This is a genomic window from Stutzerimonas frequens, assembly GCF_024448335.1.
GTDB lineage: Bacteria > Pseudomonadota > Gammaproteobacteria > Pseudomonadales > Pseudomonadaceae > Stutzerimonas > Stutzerimonas frequens.
The window spans coordinates 22,808-37,231 of sequence record NZ_JAMOHM010000003.1 but is presented as its reverse complement, the minus strand read 5'-3'; the positions used below and the strand labels follow the sequence as shown (position 1 = coordinate 37,231).

Genomic DNA, 14,424 nt, shown 5'->3' with positions numbered 1-14,424 from the left:
GCATACCCTAGGATGATGTCTTAACCCTAAATTCCGTTGTACAAAACGCGGTCATGCTGCTCGCTCTCTGCTGGCTGCTCGCGTTCACCACCCGCAGCTGGAACCGGAGCGGTCAGCTCTCTGCACAATTGCTTGCCGGGCTCTGGTTCGGCAGTGCCTGCATCATCGGCATGCTGATGACCAGCGTCAGCGAGACCGGCATCATTCTCGACGCGCGCACCGTGGTGCTGAGCATGGCCGGCCTGTTTGGCGGGCCATTGGTGGCTGCCATCGCCGGCACGCTGGCGGCCGCCTACCGCCTGTGGCTCGGCGGGCCCGGCGTAGTCCCGGGAATCGCCAATATTCTGCTGCCGATCGCGCTCGGGCTGGCCTACTGCTGCGCGTATCGCAAGCGCCTGTTCGGCATCGGCTTCTGGCAGCTGCTCGCCTTCGGCGTGCTGCTGCATCTGGGTGTGCTGGCGCTGGTAGCGTTGATGGCACCCGGCGACCTCGGGCCCGCTGCGGTGCGAGAAATCGCCGTGCCGGTACTGCTGGCTCTGCCCCTCGCGACCGCAATCCTCGGCGTACTGCTCAAGGACCTGCTCGAACGCAGCCAGATCGAACAGGCACTCAGGCTGAGCGAAGCGCGGCTGCGCGCCATCGGCCAGGCAATCCCCGATCCGCTGCTGGTGGTCGACGAGGACGGCCATTGCCTGGAGGTCATCTGCTCCGAACGCAACCTGCTGTATGGCGACGCCATCCGGCTGCGCGGCAAGAAGGTGCAAGAAGTGATGCCAGAGGCAGAGCAGCAGCGCTTTCTTGACTTCATCCAGCAGACGCTCGAAAGCGACACGCCTCAACTAATGGAATACAGCCTGCCGACACGGGTCGGTCAGCGCGTGTTCGAAGGTCGCGCGCTGCCTCTGGAGCAACCGCCAGGATACAAGCGCGCAGTCGTCTGGCTGAGCCGCGACATCACCGAGCGGTTCAACACCGAACTGGAGCGGCGGATTGCGGCGATTGCCTTCGAGTCCCAGCAAGGCATGCTCATCACCGACGCGCAGAACCGGATTTTGCGTGTCAACGGCGCTTTCACGCGTATCAGCGGCTTCACGCCCGAAGAAGCCATTGGCAACACCACCGCCCTGCTCGCTTCCGGCAAGCACGGCCGCGAGTTCTACCGGGCGATGTGGTCCAGCATCGAGACGACCGGCGCCTGGGAAGGCGAGGTCTGGAATCGGCGCAAGAGCGGCGAGATCTATCCCGAGTGGCTGACGATCAGCGCTGTGCGCAATTCCCTTGGCGAGGTGACGCACTATGTGGCCGCCTTCACCGACATCACCGATCGCAAGGCGGCCGAAGAGCGCATTCACAACCTTGCCTTCTATGACCCACTCACCGGCCTGCCCAATCGTCGGCTGCTGCTGGATCGGCTGCACCAGGCAATGGCCGCCAGCCGGCGAAACGGCGAACTCGGCGCCCTGATGTTCATCGATCTGGACAACTTCAAGAACATCAATGATCTGCATGGCCATCAGACCGGTGACCAGGTGCTGCGCCTGGCTGCCGAGCGCCTGCACAAAGAGGTCCGCGGCAGCGATACCGTGGCTCGACTGGGCGGCGACGAGTTCGTGGTAATGCTCGAGAATCTCGGCCCCGACCCGTTACAGGCGGCCTCACAGGCCGAACACATCGGCATGAAGCTGCTCAGTTCGCTGGATCGACCGTACCGTATCGACAACCTCGGTCTCTACAGCAGCGCAAGCATCGGCGTGGTGCTGTTCGGCACGGAGAGCAGCACCAGCGACGAGCTGATGAAACGTGCCGACATGTCGATGTATGAAGCCAAGATATCCGGCAAGAACGCCTTGCGCTTCTTCGACCCGCGCATGCAACTGGCCGTGCAGGAGCGTCTGCGCCTGGAGGATGAGATCCGCCAGGGCTTGAAGAACGGCGAGTTCATCCTGCACTTGCAGCCCCAGCTGGAACAGCACGCGGGCATCGTCGGCGCCGAGGCACTGGTGCGCTGGCAGCATCCGCAGCGCGGGCTGCTCGCGCCCGGTGCATTCATCGCCCAGGCCGAACACGCCGGGTTGATCCATGCGCTGGACCAACAGGTGCTCGGCAAGGCCTGCGAACAATTGGCACTCTGGGAGAAACAACCGGCGTTCGCCGGGCTTACCCTTTCAGTGAACCTGAGCGCCCATCTGCTCTATCAGGACAGCTTCGTCGCCAACCTGCTCGAACTGTTGCGAAGCAGTGGTGCCAATCCGTCCAGGCTCAAGCTCGAACTGACCGAAACCCTGCTGCTGGACAACATGCCCGAGGCGATCGCCCGCATGACGCAGCTCAAGCAGCACGGCATCCGCTTCGCCATCGACGACTTCGGTACCGGCTATTCGTCGATGAGCTATCTGCAGCAACTGCCGCTGGATCAATTGAAGATCGACCAGACCTTCATTCGCGGCCTGCCCGAAGATGCCAGCAGCCTGACCATCGTGCGCGCCATCTGCGCCCTGGCAGCCGGGCTTGGGCTGGAAGTCGTCGCCGAAGGGGTCGAAAGCGAGGCCCAGCGGACAGTGCTGCTCGGCAACGGTTGTCACCGTTTTCAGGGTTATCTGTTCGGAAGACCGATGGCGCTGGACGAGTTCGAGCGAATGTTCATCGATCACGTGGCCTGAGCGGCACCGCCGGGCAATAAAAAGGCGCCCGGGCGGGCGCCTTCTGGCACGGGCTCAAAGCGCGAGTGGCGCACGGCCGCAGAGCTTGACCAGTGCCTGCACCCAGTCTTCATGGGTATTCAGGCAGGGCACCAGCACCAGTTCCTCGCCGCCGGCCTCGGTGAACTGCTCACGCCCGCGGTCGCCGATCTCCTCCAGGGTCTCGATGCAGTCGGACACGAATGCCGGGCACATCACCAGCAGCTTCTTGACGCCCTGCTCGGCCAGTTCGTCCAGTCGCGTCTCGGTGTACGGCTCGATCCACTTAGCGCGGCCCAGACGCGACTGGAAGGACACCGACCACTGATCGTCGCGCAGACCGGCGCGAGCGGCGAAGCCCGCCGCGGTACGCATGCACTGTGCGCGGTAACAGCTGGCCAGCACTTCACCTTCGGCGCGCTGACAGCAATCGTCGCCCTTCAGGCAGTGCGCGCCGGTGGGATCGCTCTTGTGCAAGTGCCGCTCCGGCAACCCGTGGAAACTCAGCAGCAGGTGATCGAACGGCTGCTCAAGGTACGAACGGGCGCTGGCCACCAGCGCTTCGAGGTACTCGGGCTCTTCATAGAACGGCTGCAGGATCGACAGCTGCACGCCCAGATCATGTGTGCGGACGACCCGTCGCGCCTCCTGAATGACCGTGGTGGTGGTGCTGTCGGCGAACTGCGGATACAGCGGGGCCAGGGTGACCTGAGTGATGCCCTGGGCCGCCAGGCGCTTCAGTGCGCTTTCGATGGAAGGTTCGCCGTAACGCATCGCCAGCTCCACCGGCCCCTGCGTCCAGTGCGGACGGACCGCCTCCTGCAGGCGTCGGCTGAGCACCACCAGTGGCGACCCCTCCGGCCACCAGATGGAGGCGTAAGCATGCGCCGATTGTTCGGGGCGCTTGATCAGAATGAGTGAAACCAGCAGGCGCCGCAGCGGCCAGGGCAGATCGACCACATAGGGGTCCATCAGGAACTGGTTGAGGTAGCGGCGTACATCGGCGACTTCCGTGGAGGCCGGCGAACCCAGATTGACCAACAACAACGCCTGCTTTGTCATGCAACTTTTCCAACGACTGATGATTAGGATTGACGCCCGGCTCCAAGCGGCAGGCGCGCTATTTTCACACAGGGACCCGCGTTCAGCGATGCGTCAAGAGATCGGCAAGCGCCTGATCCAGCTCGGCGAAGCGAAAGCGGTAGCCTTCGTCCTGCAGCTTTTTCGGCAACGCGTGCTGGCCACCGAGCAACAAACCCGCCAGCTCCCCGAGGGTCGCCTTCAGCACAACCGCCGGCACCGGCAAGCACGTCGGCCGATGCAGGCACCGCCCAAGGCTGCGGGTGAAGTCGGCGTTGCGCACCGGCGCCGGAGCGCAGGCATTGTAGGGGCCTTCAGCGGTCGGCTGCCGCAGAACAAAATCAATCAGACCGATTTGATCTTCGATATGGATCCAGGGCATCCACTGCCGGCCGCTGCCCAGACGCCCGCCCAACCCCAGCCTGAAAGCCGGTAGCAGCCGTTTCAGGAAGCCACCGTCGCGAGCGAGGACCAGCCCGGTACGCACCAGCGCCACGCGGATGCCCAGCACCGACGCTTCCATCGCCCGCTCCTCCCAGGCGCTGCACAGCTGGCTGGCGAAATCCGCGGTGACCGGCTGATCGGCTTCCGTCAGGCGATGCTCGCCGCCGTCACCGTACCAACCGACTGCAGAGCCGGAGATCAGCACGGCCGGCTTCTGCTCACGCTTGCCCAGCCAGTCGACCAATTGCTCGGTCAACTTCACTCGGCTATCCCAAAGCAGCGCCTTGCGTGACTTGGTCCAGGGCCGATCAGCGATCGGTGCCCCGGCCAGATTGATCACTGCGTCCAGCGGCACCCTGTCGAGCTGTTCAAGACTGCCAACGCCCTGGACCTCGGCGCCGCACAGCCGGGCGACGCGATCCGGCGTACGGCTCCAGACCCACAGTCGATGCCCCTCCGCCAACCAGCGCCGGCAAAGTGCTCGGCCAATCAGTCCGGTACCGCCAGTCAACAAGATATTCATGGTGAGCTCCTGTGCGATGCAGCCGCGCCCAACGGACAGCTACATTCAGCATACACCTATACAGACGAAGGCAAACGTACAGCACTTTAGCCCTCACACCCCTGCCTTTCGCCGCCTCAAGACCCGTCTTCCGATCAAGATCGGCCCTCGCCAAATCGTTCCAGCGAAGAAGGGACGGCGGTTACAGACGTGTTCGATGGTTACTTTGTACAGGAAATACAGGTTACTTGTACATCTGATATTGACTTGTACAACACCTGCAATATGATGACCTCAAGTTGTACATCAATCCTGTTTGTACAAGTGAGGTACGTCATGCACACCACACTCCCCACGCCCAAGATCGGAATCAGCGCCTGCCTGCTGGGCAATCCGGTGCGCTTCAACGGCGGCCACAAGGAATCGCGTCTGTGCAGCGAAACCCTCGCACAGCACTTCGAATTCGTGCCGGTGTGCCCTGAAGTGGCTATCGGTCTCGGTACGCCGCGCGAGCCTATTCGGCTGGTAGGTGACACCGAAATGCCGCGGGCTGTAGGCACCGTTCGACCCGAGCTGGACGTGACCGATGCACTGGCCGCCTATGGCCGGCAGATCGCCGAACAGCTGCACGACATCAGTGGCTACATCCTGATGCAGAAGTCGCCGTCCTGCGGCATGGAGCGAGTGAAGGTCTACGCCGCCAACGGCCATACCCTGCCCGGTGGCGGCACCGGCGTGTTCGCCCAGGCGCTGATGCAAGCGCGGCCGGACCTGCCAATAGAGGAAGACGGCCGGCTGAACGATGCCGTGCTGCGCGAGAACTTCCTGACCCGCGTCTACGCCTACGCCGACTGGCAGCGACTGCTGCACGGCGGTCTGACGCGCCGCGCCATCGTCGACTTTCACTCCCGGTACAAGTACCAGCTGATGGCCAGCAATCCGTTGCAGTACAAGGCCCTTGGCCGGCTGGTGGCGAACCTGGCCGAGCACGATCTGGACGAATTCGCCGCGCGCTACTTCAGCCAGATGATGCAGGCGCTGAAGAAGCCTGCCACCCGCGGCACGCACTGCAACGTGCTGTTGCATCTGAGCGGCTACCTGAAGGATGCCCTGGGCTCCGAGGATCGCCGCGAGATGCGCCACCTCATCGATCAATACCGCGCCGGGGTGATTCCGCTGGTGGTGCCGCTGACGCTGCTCAAGCACCACTTCCGCCGCCATCCCGATCACTACATCGCACGCCAGGCCTACCTGCAACCGCACCCGGAAAGCCTCAGCCTGCGCAACGGAATCTGACCATGCCCGAACCACTGGACCAGAGCCAGATGACTGCGGACGGCCTGCTGCCGATCCGCGAAGTCGCCCGCATCACCGGTGTCAACGCCGTGACCCTGCGCGCCTGGGAGCGGCGTTACGGACTGATCGTGCCGCTGCGCACCGCCAAGGGCCATCGGCTGTACGAAGAGGCGCATATCCAGCGCATCCGCGACATCCTCACCTGGCTCAACCGCGGCGTGGCAGTCAGCCAGATCAAGCCGCTGCTGGACACCAGCACGCCCCCGGAACTGCCTCAGGCGAACCAGTGGTCGGAGCTACTGGAGGAACTGCTGCAGGCCATCGAACGCCTCAGCGAACGGCGGCTGGACGATGCCTTCAATCGCGCCATGGCGCTGTATCCGCCACGCACGCTATGCCAGCACCTGCTGCATCCGTTGCTGGATCGGCTCGACCTGCGCTGGCAGGGGCAGTACGGCGCCGCGCTGGAGCGGGCAATGTTCAGCTCCTGGCTGCGCAGCAAGCTGGGCACGCGCATCTACTTCAACAACCGCCAGCAGGCCGGCCGGCCGCTACTGATCGTCAACCTCGACGAAGAAGCCTTCAGCCCCGATCTCTGGATAGCCGCCTGGCTGGTTTCCAGCACCGACTGCCCGGTGGATGTCGTGGAATGGCCGGTTCCGCTGACCGAATTGTCCCTGGCGCTGGAGCGCATGCGGCCACGCGGCGTCCTCCTGCATGCCAGCAAGGCGCTGCCTGGCGACTGCCTGCAGCGCCAACTGCCACGCCTGCTCGAACATAGTGCCGCGCCGCTGTTGCTGACCGGGCCGGCTGCCCACATCCACGCGCTTGAACTGCGCCGCCACCGCGAGCTGCTACTGGCCGATCACCCGCTCGGCGCACTGCAGCAGTTGCATGAAGCCGGCCTGCTGCCCGGTAGTGAAGGACGTTCATCATGACCCAGCTGCTCTGGCTGCGCAGCGATCTGCGCGTCAGCGACAACACCGCGCTGGCCGCTGCGATGGCAGCCGGCCCGACCGTCGCCCTATACCTGATCACACCGTGCCAGTGGCTCGCCCACGACGACGCCCCGTGCAAGGTGAATTTCTGGCTGCGCAACCTCGTCGCGCTATCCGAGCAGCTACACGCACTCAACGTGCCGTTGCTGATTCGTGAAGTGGACGACTGGACGGCGGCTCCCGACGCCCTGCTCAGGGTCTGTCAGCAGCTGGACGTGCAGGGCGTGCATTGTAACGACGAGTACGGCGTCAACGAGCAGCGCCGCGACCAGGCAGTGGCCGAGCGCCTGCAGGGCGTCGGCGTCAGCCTGCGCCGGCATCTGGATCAGCTGCTGTTCGCGCCAGGCACGCTGCGCACTCAGTCCGGCGGCTACTTCAAGGTGTTCAGCCAGTTCCGCAAGGCCTGCCTGGCGCGGCTGAGCGTTTCGCCACCACTCTGTATCCCGCGACCGGCGGCTCAGCCACCCTTGCCCATCGTCAGCGATCCGCTACCCGCGGCAGTGGCCGGCTTCCCGTCGCCGACCGATTATCTACGCGCGCTCTGGCCGGCCGGCGAGGCCTTCGCCCAGCGCCGCCTGGCCTCGTTCATCGAAGACGACCTGGAGCAATACCACCAGCGCCGCGACTTGCCGGCCGAACCGGGCACCAGCCAGCTTTCGCCCTATCTGGCGGCGGGCGTGATTTCCATCCGCCAGTGTCTGCATGCCGCGCTCTGCTACAACCAGGGCGAACTGGACAGCGGCGCCAGCGGTGCCACGACCTGGATCAACGAGCTGCTCTGGCGCGAGTTCTACAAGCACATCCTGGTGGGCTACCCACGGGTGTCGATGCACCGCGCCTTCCGCCCGGAAACCGAGGCGCTGCCCTGGCGGCGCGCCCCGTACGAGCTGGAAGCCTGGCAGCAGGGCCGCACCGGCTTTCCCATCATCGATGCCGCCATGCGCCAGCTGCGTGAAACCGGCTGGATGCACAATCGTCTGCGCATGATCACCGCCATGTTCCTCAGCAAGAACCTGCTGATCGACTGGCGTGAGGGTGAGCGCTGGTTCATGCGCCACCTGATCGATGGCGACCTGGCCGCCAACAATGGCGGCTGGCAGTGGAGCGCGTCCACCGGCACGGATTCAGTGCCCTACTTCCGCCTGTTCAACCCCACCAGCCAGTCGCAGCGCTTCGATCCGGACGGGCAGTTCCTGCGTCGCTGGCTGCCTGAGCTGCAACACCTGAGCAGCCGGGACATTCACAGCCCGGCCACGCATCACAACCTGTTCGGCGTCATCGAGTACCCCACGCCGATCGTCGATCTGGGGAAAAGCCGCGCGCGCGCCCTGGATGCCTTCCGCAATCTGCCGGAGGGTCGGGCATGAGCGTCTTCCTGCAACGTTTCGCAGAAGAATTCGCCCGCCTGAACGCGCGCAATCTCGAGCGCCTGGCGGACCTGTACAGCGCTGATGTGCATTTCACCGACCCGCTGCACGAGGTGTGCGGCCTGGATGAACTGCAGCGCTATTTCAGCGAGCTGTACGCCAACGTCGAGCAGCTGCATTTCGAGTTCATCGGCCACGATCTGGTCGCAGACGGCCAAGGTTATCTGCGCTGGGTCATGAGTTACCGCCATCCGCGGCTCAATCGGGGCCGGCTGATCAGCCTGGAAGGCTGCTCGCTGTTGCGCTGGAACGCCGAAGGCAAGGTCGAGCGGCACCGCGACTACTTCGATGCCGGCGCGCTCATCTATCAGCATGTGCCGCTGCTCGGCAGCGCCATACGCTGGTTGCAGCGGAGACTCGCATGAACCTGTCACGCCGTATCTGGCTGACCGGTGCCAGCAGTGGCATCGGCCAGGAGCTTGCGCGCCAGCTGTTGGCCGCTGGTCACTGCCTGGCCCTCTCGGCGCGGCGCGCGGAACCACTCGAGGCCTTCGCCCGGCGCTATCCGGGGCAGGTCCTGGCGCTCCCCGGCGACCTCACCGATCTCGAGCAGGTACGTGTCATCGGCGCGGCCATCGAGTCGCATTGGGGCGCGCTGGACAGCGTGATCCTCAATGCCGGCACCTGCGAGTACATCGAGGTGCAGCATTTCGAAGCGGCACTGCTCGAGCGCGTGATTCAGACCAACCTGATCTCGGCCGGGTACTGCATCGAAGCCGCGCTGCCCCTGTTGCGCCGGGGCGTGCGGCCACAACTGGTCGGCATCGGCAGTTCGGTCACCTGGCTACCGTTGCCGCGGGCTGGCGCCTATGGCGCCTCGAAAGCCGCGCTGCGCTATCTGCTCGAATCCCTGCGCCTGGACCTGGCCGGCGAAGGGATCGATGTCACCCTGGTCAGCCCGGGCTTCGTCGACACCCCGCTGACCCGCCGCAACGATTTCCCGATGCCCCTGCGCTGGCCGGTCGAAAAGGCCGCGCGGCATATCGCCAGGCGCCTGGAGCGTCGCCCGCTGAACATCAGCTTCCCCGCTGTATTCATCGGCGGCCTGCGCCTGCTCTCACTGCTGCCCGCGCGCCTGCAACTCGCCCTGGGCCGGCGAATGGCCCGCTCGCAGCTCAAGGAAGGATAAGCATGAAGATCGCCATCATCGGCAGCGGCATTGCCGGCCTCACCTGTGCACACCTGTTGCGCCGCCAGCATCAGGTCACTGTGTTCGAATCGGCCAGCTGGATTGGCGGGCATACCCATACCGTCGACGTCCGCGTGCACGGGCAGGACTATGCCGTGGACACCGGATTCATCGTCTTCAACGACTGGACCTACCCTAATTTCATCAAGCTGCTGAGCCAGCTGGGCGTGAGCTACAAACCGACCGAGATGAGCTTCTCGGTAAGCGACCCGATCAGTGGCCTGGAATACAACGGGCACGACCTGAACACCCTGTTTGCCCAGCGCAGCAACCTGTTTTCACCGGCGTTCTGGGGCATGATCCGCGACATCCTGCGCTTCAATCGCGAAGCTCTAGATGACTATCGCAACGGTCGCATCGCCCCGCACCTGACGTTGGGCGCCTACCTGCAACTGGGCCGTTACGGTCAGCGTTTCATCGACCACTACATCGTGCCGATGGGCGCGGCAATCTGGTCGATGTCGCTGGCGGACATGCTCGCGTTTCCGCTGGAGTTCTTCATCCGCTTCTTCAAGAACCACGGGCTGCTATCGGTCAGCGCGCGGCCACAGTGGTACGTGATCGAGGGCGGTTCGAGGGCCTATGTATCGCCCCTGACCAAGAGTTTCAGCGAGCATATCCGCCTCAACTGCCCGGTCTTCGAGGTGCTGCGCGATGCCCATGGCGTGACGCTGCACAGCCCCGCGGGTGCCGAGCGCTTCGACAAGGTGGTCTTCGCCTGCCACAGCGATCAGGCGCTACGCCTGCTGGCCGAGCCGAGCCGCGCCGAACGGGAGATCCTCGGCGCGCTCGAGTACGCCAGTAACGACGTGGTGCTGCACACCGACACCCGCCTGCTGCCCGAACGCCGCCGCGCCTGGGCGAGCTGGAACTATCGACTCGGCGGGCCGAGCGAGCAGCCCGCCGCCGTGACCTACAACATGAACACTCTGCAGGGTATCGAGGCGCCGGAAACCTTCTGCGTCAGCCTCAACCAGACCCAGGCCATCGATCCCGAGCTGATCCTCGCGCGCTTTACCTACGATCACCCGCAGTTCAGCCTGGCTGGCGTCGCAGCGCAGGCCCGCGCCAATGAGCTGCTCGGGGCCAACCACAGCTATTTCTGCGGCGCCTACTGGGGCAATGGATTCCACGAGGATGGCGTGGTCAGCGCCCTGCATGTGGCCGGCGCCTTCGGAGAATCGCTGTGAGCGGCGTCATCGTACACAGCGCGCTGTACCGCGGCTGGGTGCAGCATCGTCGCTTCGCGCCCCGTGTGCATGCGTTCAGCTACCGCATGGGATTGCTGTACCTGGACCTCGCCGAGCAGGACGCCGTGCTCGGCCTGTCCGCCCTGAGCGGCCGCGGCCGGTTCGCGCCGTTGTCCTTCCGCGAGCAGGACTATCTGCCCGAATACACCCGCCAGGGCATCGCCCTGGCCGATGCCGTGCGTCAACGTGTCAGCGAGGCGCTGGGTCGACCGGTCAGCGGAGCCGTGCGCCTGCTGACCCAGCCGCGCAGCTGGGGCCTGTGCTTCAACCCGGTGAGCTTCTTCTACTGCTTCGACGAGCAGGAGCAGCTGACTGCCGTGCTCTGCGAAGTCAGCAATACGCCCTGGCGCGAACGTTATCACTACGTGCTGCCGGCCAGCGGCAATCGCAACCTGCGTTGCTCGGTAGCCAAGACCTTTCATGTGTCGCCGTTCCTGCCCGGCGATCTGGAATACCGCATGCGCTTCAACCCGCCCGGCCAGCGCATCGGCGTGCACATGGAGGACTGGCAGGGCGACCGCAAGCTGTTCGACGCCACCCTTGGCCTGCAGCGCGAGGCGCTGACCCGCGGCGCCGTATACCGCTACCTGCTGGGCTTCCCCTGGATGACCGGCAAGACGTTGCTGGCCATCTATTGGCAGGCCCTGCGCCTGTTGCTCAAGCGCACGCCGATCTTCACCCACCAGCCCGCCGCGACTTCTTACGGGCTGGCCGTCACGCAACCCTCCGGAGACCGTCATGAAAAGCCCTAGCCTGACCGTCAAAGCCCGCCCGCTGGCCGGCGTGGGCCTGGCCAGCAGCCTGCTGCGCCGTACCGTGCTGAATCACCTCGAGCACCTGCGTCACGGGTTGCTGCGCGTGCAAGATGGCGATGTCTGCCGGTTGTTCGGTGATCTGGCGAGCCCGCTCAAGGCGGACATCCATGTGACCGACAGTGCCGCCTGGGGCCTGATCGCCGCGCGCGGCTCGATCGGCGCCGGCGAAGCGTACATCCATGGCTACTGGCACAGCCCGGACCTCACCGCGGTGATCCGCCTGTTCGTTGCCAACCTGGATGTGCTCGACAACATCGAGCGCGGCAGCCTGGCGCTGTTCGGCCAGCCGGTGATCAAGGCCCTGCACTGGCTCAACCGCAACACCCGCAGCGGCTCGCAACGCAACATCGCCGCCCACTACGACCTCGGCAACGAGCTGTTCGAGCAGTTTCTCGACCCGACCATGATGTACTCGGCGGCGATGTTCACCAGCGCCGAACAGGATCTGGAGCAGGCCCAGCTGCACAAGCTCGAGCGCATCTGCGAAAAGCTCGACCTGCAGCCCGACGACCACTTGCTGGAGATCGGCACCGGCTGGGGCAGCATGGCGCTGTACGCAGCGACCCACTATGGCTGCCGCGTGACCACTACCACCCTGTCGCGCGAGCAGTTCGCCTACACCCAGCGACGCATCGAAGAGCAGGGCCTGCAGGACCGCATCACCCTGCTGCTGAAGGACTATCGCGATCTCGACGGCCAGTTCGACAAGCTGGTGTCCATCGAGATGATCGAGGCCGTCGGCCACGACTTCCTGCCGACCTACTTCCGCCAGTGCGCGCGGCTGCTCAAGGACGACGGCCTGATGCTGTTGCAGGCCATCACCATCCGTGACCAGCGCTATGAGCAGGCACGGCGCAACGTCGACTTCATCCAGCGCTACATCTTCCCCGGCGGCGCCCTGCCCTCGCTGCAGCGCATGCTCAACGTGGTGTCGCAGGACACCGACATGAACCTGCTGCACATGGAGGACTTCGGCGAGCACTACGCACGCACCCTGCGCCTCTGGCACGAAAACTTCCGCCGCGCCCGCGGCGAGCTGGAGCGCCACGGCTACGACGACTACTTCTACCGGCTGTGGGAGTTCTACCTGTGCTACTGCGAAGGCGGCTTCCTCGAGCGCGCCATCGGTACTGCGCAGCTGCTGCTGGCCAAACCGGGCGCTCGTCGGAAACCGCTCTATGTAGCGTCAAGCAGCAGCGCCGAGACCCGATAACACCTGCGCCTACCTACCGGAGTCTTTCATGAGCAGCGAGAGCGTCACGTTGCAAGCGTATTACCTCAAGGCCGACCGCATCATGCTCGGCGTCATCTGGTTTCTGGTGGCGTACGGCCTGGCGATCGCGGTGTTCTATGAAAACTGGGCCCAGGCCCTGGTGATCGGAGGCCTTACCGGGATCGCGCTCACCGCGCTGTACCTGCTCATTCCCGGCACACGCCTGCTGCGCTGCCTGATCGGCGCCGCGTTCATGGTGCTCGCCGCGCTGCACATCAACCAAGCCCACGGCATGCTGGAAATGCACTTCGGCATCTTCGCCCTGCTGGCGTTCCTGGTGTACTACCGCGACTGGCTGCCGATCGTGGTCGCGGCAGCGACCATTGCCGTGCATCACCTCGGTTTCTTCGCCCTGCAACAACACGGTGCCGGTGTGTACCTGATGCCCGAAGGCAGCTGGGCTGCGGTATTCCTGCATGCCTTCTATGTCGTGCTGGAGAGCGCGATCCTGATCTACCTGGCCATTCGTGCCAACGCAGAAGCCCGTGAGGGCGATGCGCTGCTGAGCACCGCCGGAGCCATCAGCGCAAACCCGGAGCACATCGACCTGCGTCACCGCAGCGAAGTCAGCGGGCCGGTAGCGCGCCGTTTCAACTTGCTGCTCGACCAGCTCGGTGCCCTGGTGGGTGCGGTGGTACGCGACACCGGCGGCCTCGGCGGCACCGCCACCAGCCTGAGCCAGGCGACACGCCAGCTTCGCGACGGTGCCAGCCGACAGCTCGACGAAACCGCCTACATCGTCGAAGCCATGCGGCAGATGGCGGTAGCCATCGATGACGTCGCCGCCCATGCCGACCGCGCCGCACAGGCCGCGCAGGGCGCCAGTCAGCAGGCCGGTCAGGGGCGCAGTGCAGTGAGCGGCGTGCGCAGCGAGATCGGCACCCTCGCCGAACACATCGAAGGCACCGAACTCGTGGTGCAGGAGCTGGCCACGCAATCGGCACAGATCGACCGGGTGCTGGAAGTGATCCGTACGATTGCCGAGCAGACCAACCTGCTGGCGCTCAACGCTGCCATCGAAGCCGCACGGGCCGGCGACCAGGGTCGCGGCTTCGCCGTGGTCGCCGACGAAGTGCGCAACCTGGCGCAGAAGACCGCTGCCTCCACCACCGAGATCCAGGAAATCATCAGCCGCCTGCAGCACGGCAGTCGCAAGGCCACCGAGGCCATGCAGAACAGCCGCGCTAGCGTCGCCCGCTGTGTCAGCAGCAGCCAGCAGACCACCGCGCTACTGGATGCTATCGCCAGCGAGGTAGAAGCGATCAGTCGGATGAACGAGATGATCGCCGCGGCCACCCACGAACAGACTGCAGTATCGGCCGATGTCGGTCGGCACCTGCATAGCGTGCAGCAGGTCGCCGAACGCAATGCCGACGGTGCCAGTCAGCTGGACAACGATGGCCGTCAGCTGCATGAACTGGCCGCCCGTCTCGGAAGCCTGGGCGCCCGCTTCATCGTGCAGTGACGGCCAC

At 64.8% G+C, this 14,424-nt stretch carries 12 protein-coding genes; 10 read left to right on the top strand and 2 right to left on the bottom strand.

The features are described 5' to 3' along the window. The first annotated feature begins 53 nt into the window (after positions 1 to 53). A complete protein-coding gene (locus NAO55_RS05145) occupies positions 54 to 2,660 on the top strand; it encodes an EAL domain-containing protein (RefSeq protein ID WP_102841207.1) in 2,607 nt (868 codons plus the stop codon). Between the two features lie 54 nt (positions 2,661 to 2,714). On the opposite strand, the gene hemH is transcribed toward NAO55_RS05145, so the two are convergent. Continuing rightward, the gene (gene hemH / locus NAO55_RS05140) at positions 2,715 to 3,740 is read right to left on the bottom strand and encodes a ferrochelatase (RefSeq protein WP_102841208.1); all 1,026 of its coding nucleotides are present in this window, start codon (positions 3,738 to 3,740) and stop codon (positions 2,715 to 2,717) included. An 82-nt stretch (positions 3,741 to 3,822) separates the two neighbouring features. After that, positions 3,823 to 4,725, bottom strand: a complete 903-nt coding sequence (locus tag NAO55_RS05135) for a TIGR01777 family oxidoreductase (RefSeq protein ID WP_102841209.1) — start codon at positions 4,723 to 4,725, stop codon at positions 3,823 to 3,825. Positions 4,726 to 5,040: 315 nt separating this feature from the next. Here NAO55_RS05135 and NAO55_RS05130 point away from each other — a divergent pair, with 315 nt between their 5' ends. From NAO55_RS05130 to NAO55_RS05090, 9 genes are read left to right on the top strand one after another with little or no spacing between them, the layout of a single operon-like run. Next, the gene (locus NAO55_RS05130; protein WP_102841210.1) at positions 5,041 to 6,000 is read left to right on the top strand and encodes a YbgA family protein; all 960 of its coding nucleotides are present in this window, start codon (positions 5,041 to 5,043) and stop codon (positions 5,998 to 6,000) included. Positions 6,001 to 6,002: 2 nt separating this feature from the next. Beyond that, positions 6,003 to 6,938 (top strand): MerR family transcriptional regulator, encoded by a 936-nt coding sequence (locus tag NAO55_RS05125; RefSeq protein ID WP_102841211.1) that lies wholly within the window; start codon positions 6,003 to 6,005, stop codon positions 6,936 to 6,938. Next, the gene (gene phrB, locus NAO55_RS05120; protein WP_102841212.1) at positions 6,935 to 8,365 is read left to right on the top strand and encodes a deoxyribodipyrimidine photo-lyase; all 1,431 of its coding nucleotides are present in this window, start codon (positions 6,935 to 6,937) and stop codon (positions 8,363 to 8,365) included. Before NAO55_RS05125 ends, phrB begins: the two co-directional genes overlap by 4 nt. Beyond that, the gene (locus NAO55_RS05115) at positions 8,362 to 8,790 is read left to right on the top strand and encodes a nuclear transport factor 2 family protein (protein ID WP_102841213.1); all 429 of its coding nucleotides are present in this window, start codon (positions 8,362 to 8,364) and stop codon (positions 8,788 to 8,790) included. Before phrB ends, NAO55_RS05115 begins: the two co-directional genes overlap by 4 nt. Beyond that, entirely contained in the window at positions 8,787 to 9,554 is a 768-nt protein-coding gene (locus NAO55_RS05110) for an SDR family NAD(P)-dependent oxidoreductase (RefSeq protein ID WP_102841214.1), read from the top strand. Before NAO55_RS05115 ends, NAO55_RS05110 begins: the two co-directional genes overlap by 4 nt. 2 nt (positions 9,555 to 9,556) lie before the next feature. Continuing rightward, positions 9,557 to 10,804 carry an NAD(P)/FAD-dependent oxidoreductase gene (locus NAO55_RS05105; protein ID WP_102841215.1) on the top strand — a complete coding sequence of 416 codons (1,248 nt, stop codon included), beginning with the start codon at positions 9,557 to 9,559 and terminating at the stop codon, positions 10,802 to 10,804. Then, positions 10,801 to 11,616 carry a DUF1365 domain-containing protein gene (locus tag NAO55_RS05100; RefSeq protein ID WP_102841216.1) on the top strand — a complete coding sequence of 272 codons (816 nt, stop codon included), beginning with the start codon at positions 10,801 to 10,803 and terminating at the stop codon, positions 11,614 to 11,616. The genes NAO55_RS05105 and NAO55_RS05100 overlap by 4 nt, the downstream gene beginning before the upstream one ends. Further along, positions 11,603 to 12,892 carry an SAM-dependent methyltransferase gene (locus tag NAO55_RS05095; protein ID WP_102841217.1) on the top strand — a complete coding sequence of 430 codons (1,290 nt, stop codon included), beginning with the start codon at positions 11,603 to 11,605 and terminating at the stop codon, positions 12,890 to 12,892. Before NAO55_RS05100 ends, NAO55_RS05095 begins: the two co-directional genes overlap by 14 nt. A gap of 28 nt (positions 12,893 to 12,920) precedes the next feature. Next, positions 12,921 to 14,417, top strand: a complete 1,497-nt coding sequence (locus NAO55_RS05090) for a methyl-accepting chemotaxis protein (protein WP_102841218.1) — start codon at positions 12,921 to 12,923, stop codon at positions 14,415 to 14,417. The last annotated feature ends 7 nt before the right edge of the window (positions 14,418 to 14,424 follow it).

What these genes read in the sequence shown, in the direction of transcription:
- NAO55_RS05115 (WP_102841213.1), top strand. Translation starts at nt 8,362, where the DNA reads ATGAGCGTCTTCCTGCAACGTTTCGCAGAAGAATTCGCCCGCCTGAAC.
- phrB (WP_102841212.1), top strand. Translation starts at nt 6,935, where the DNA reads ATGACCCAGCTGCTCTGGCTGCGCAGCGATCTGCGCGTCAGCGACAAC.
- NAO55_RS05130 (WP_102841210.1), top strand. Translation starts at nt 5,041, where the DNA reads ATGCACACCACACTCCCCACGCCCAAGATCGGAATCAGCGCCTGCCTG.
- NAO55_RS05090 (WP_102841218.1), top strand. Translation starts at nt 12,921, where the DNA reads ATGAGCAGCGAGAGCGTCACGTTGCAAGCGTATTACCTCAAGGCCGAC.
- NAO55_RS05095 (WP_102841217.1), top strand. Translation starts at nt 11,603, where the DNA reads ATGAAAAGCCCTAGCCTGACCGTCAAAGCCCGCCCGCTGGCCGGCGTG.
- NAO55_RS05125 (WP_102841211.1), top strand. Translation starts at nt 6,003, where the DNA reads ATGCCCGAACCACTGGACCAGAGCCAGATGACTGCGGACGGCCTGCTG.
- NAO55_RS05110 (WP_102841214.1), top strand. Translation starts at nt 8,787, where the DNA reads ATGAACCTGTCACGCCGTATCTGGCTGACCGGTGCCAGCAGTGGCATC.
- NAO55_RS05105 (WP_102841215.1), top strand. Translation starts at nt 9,557, where the DNA reads ATGAAGATCGCCATCATCGGCAGCGGCATTGCCGGCCTCACCTGTGCA.
- NAO55_RS05145 (WP_102841207.1), top strand. Translation starts at nt 54, where the DNA reads ATGCTGCTCGCTCTCTGCTGGCTGCTCGCGTTCACCACCCGCAGCTGG.
- NAO55_RS05135 (WP_102841209.1), bottom strand. Translation starts at nt 4,725, where the DNA reads ATGAATATCTTGTTGACTGGCGGTACCGGACTGATTGGCCGAGCACTT.
- hemH (WP_102841208.1), bottom strand. Translation starts at nt 3,740, where the DNA reads ATGACAAAGCAGGCGTTGTTGTTGGTCAATCTGGGTTCGCCGGCCTCC.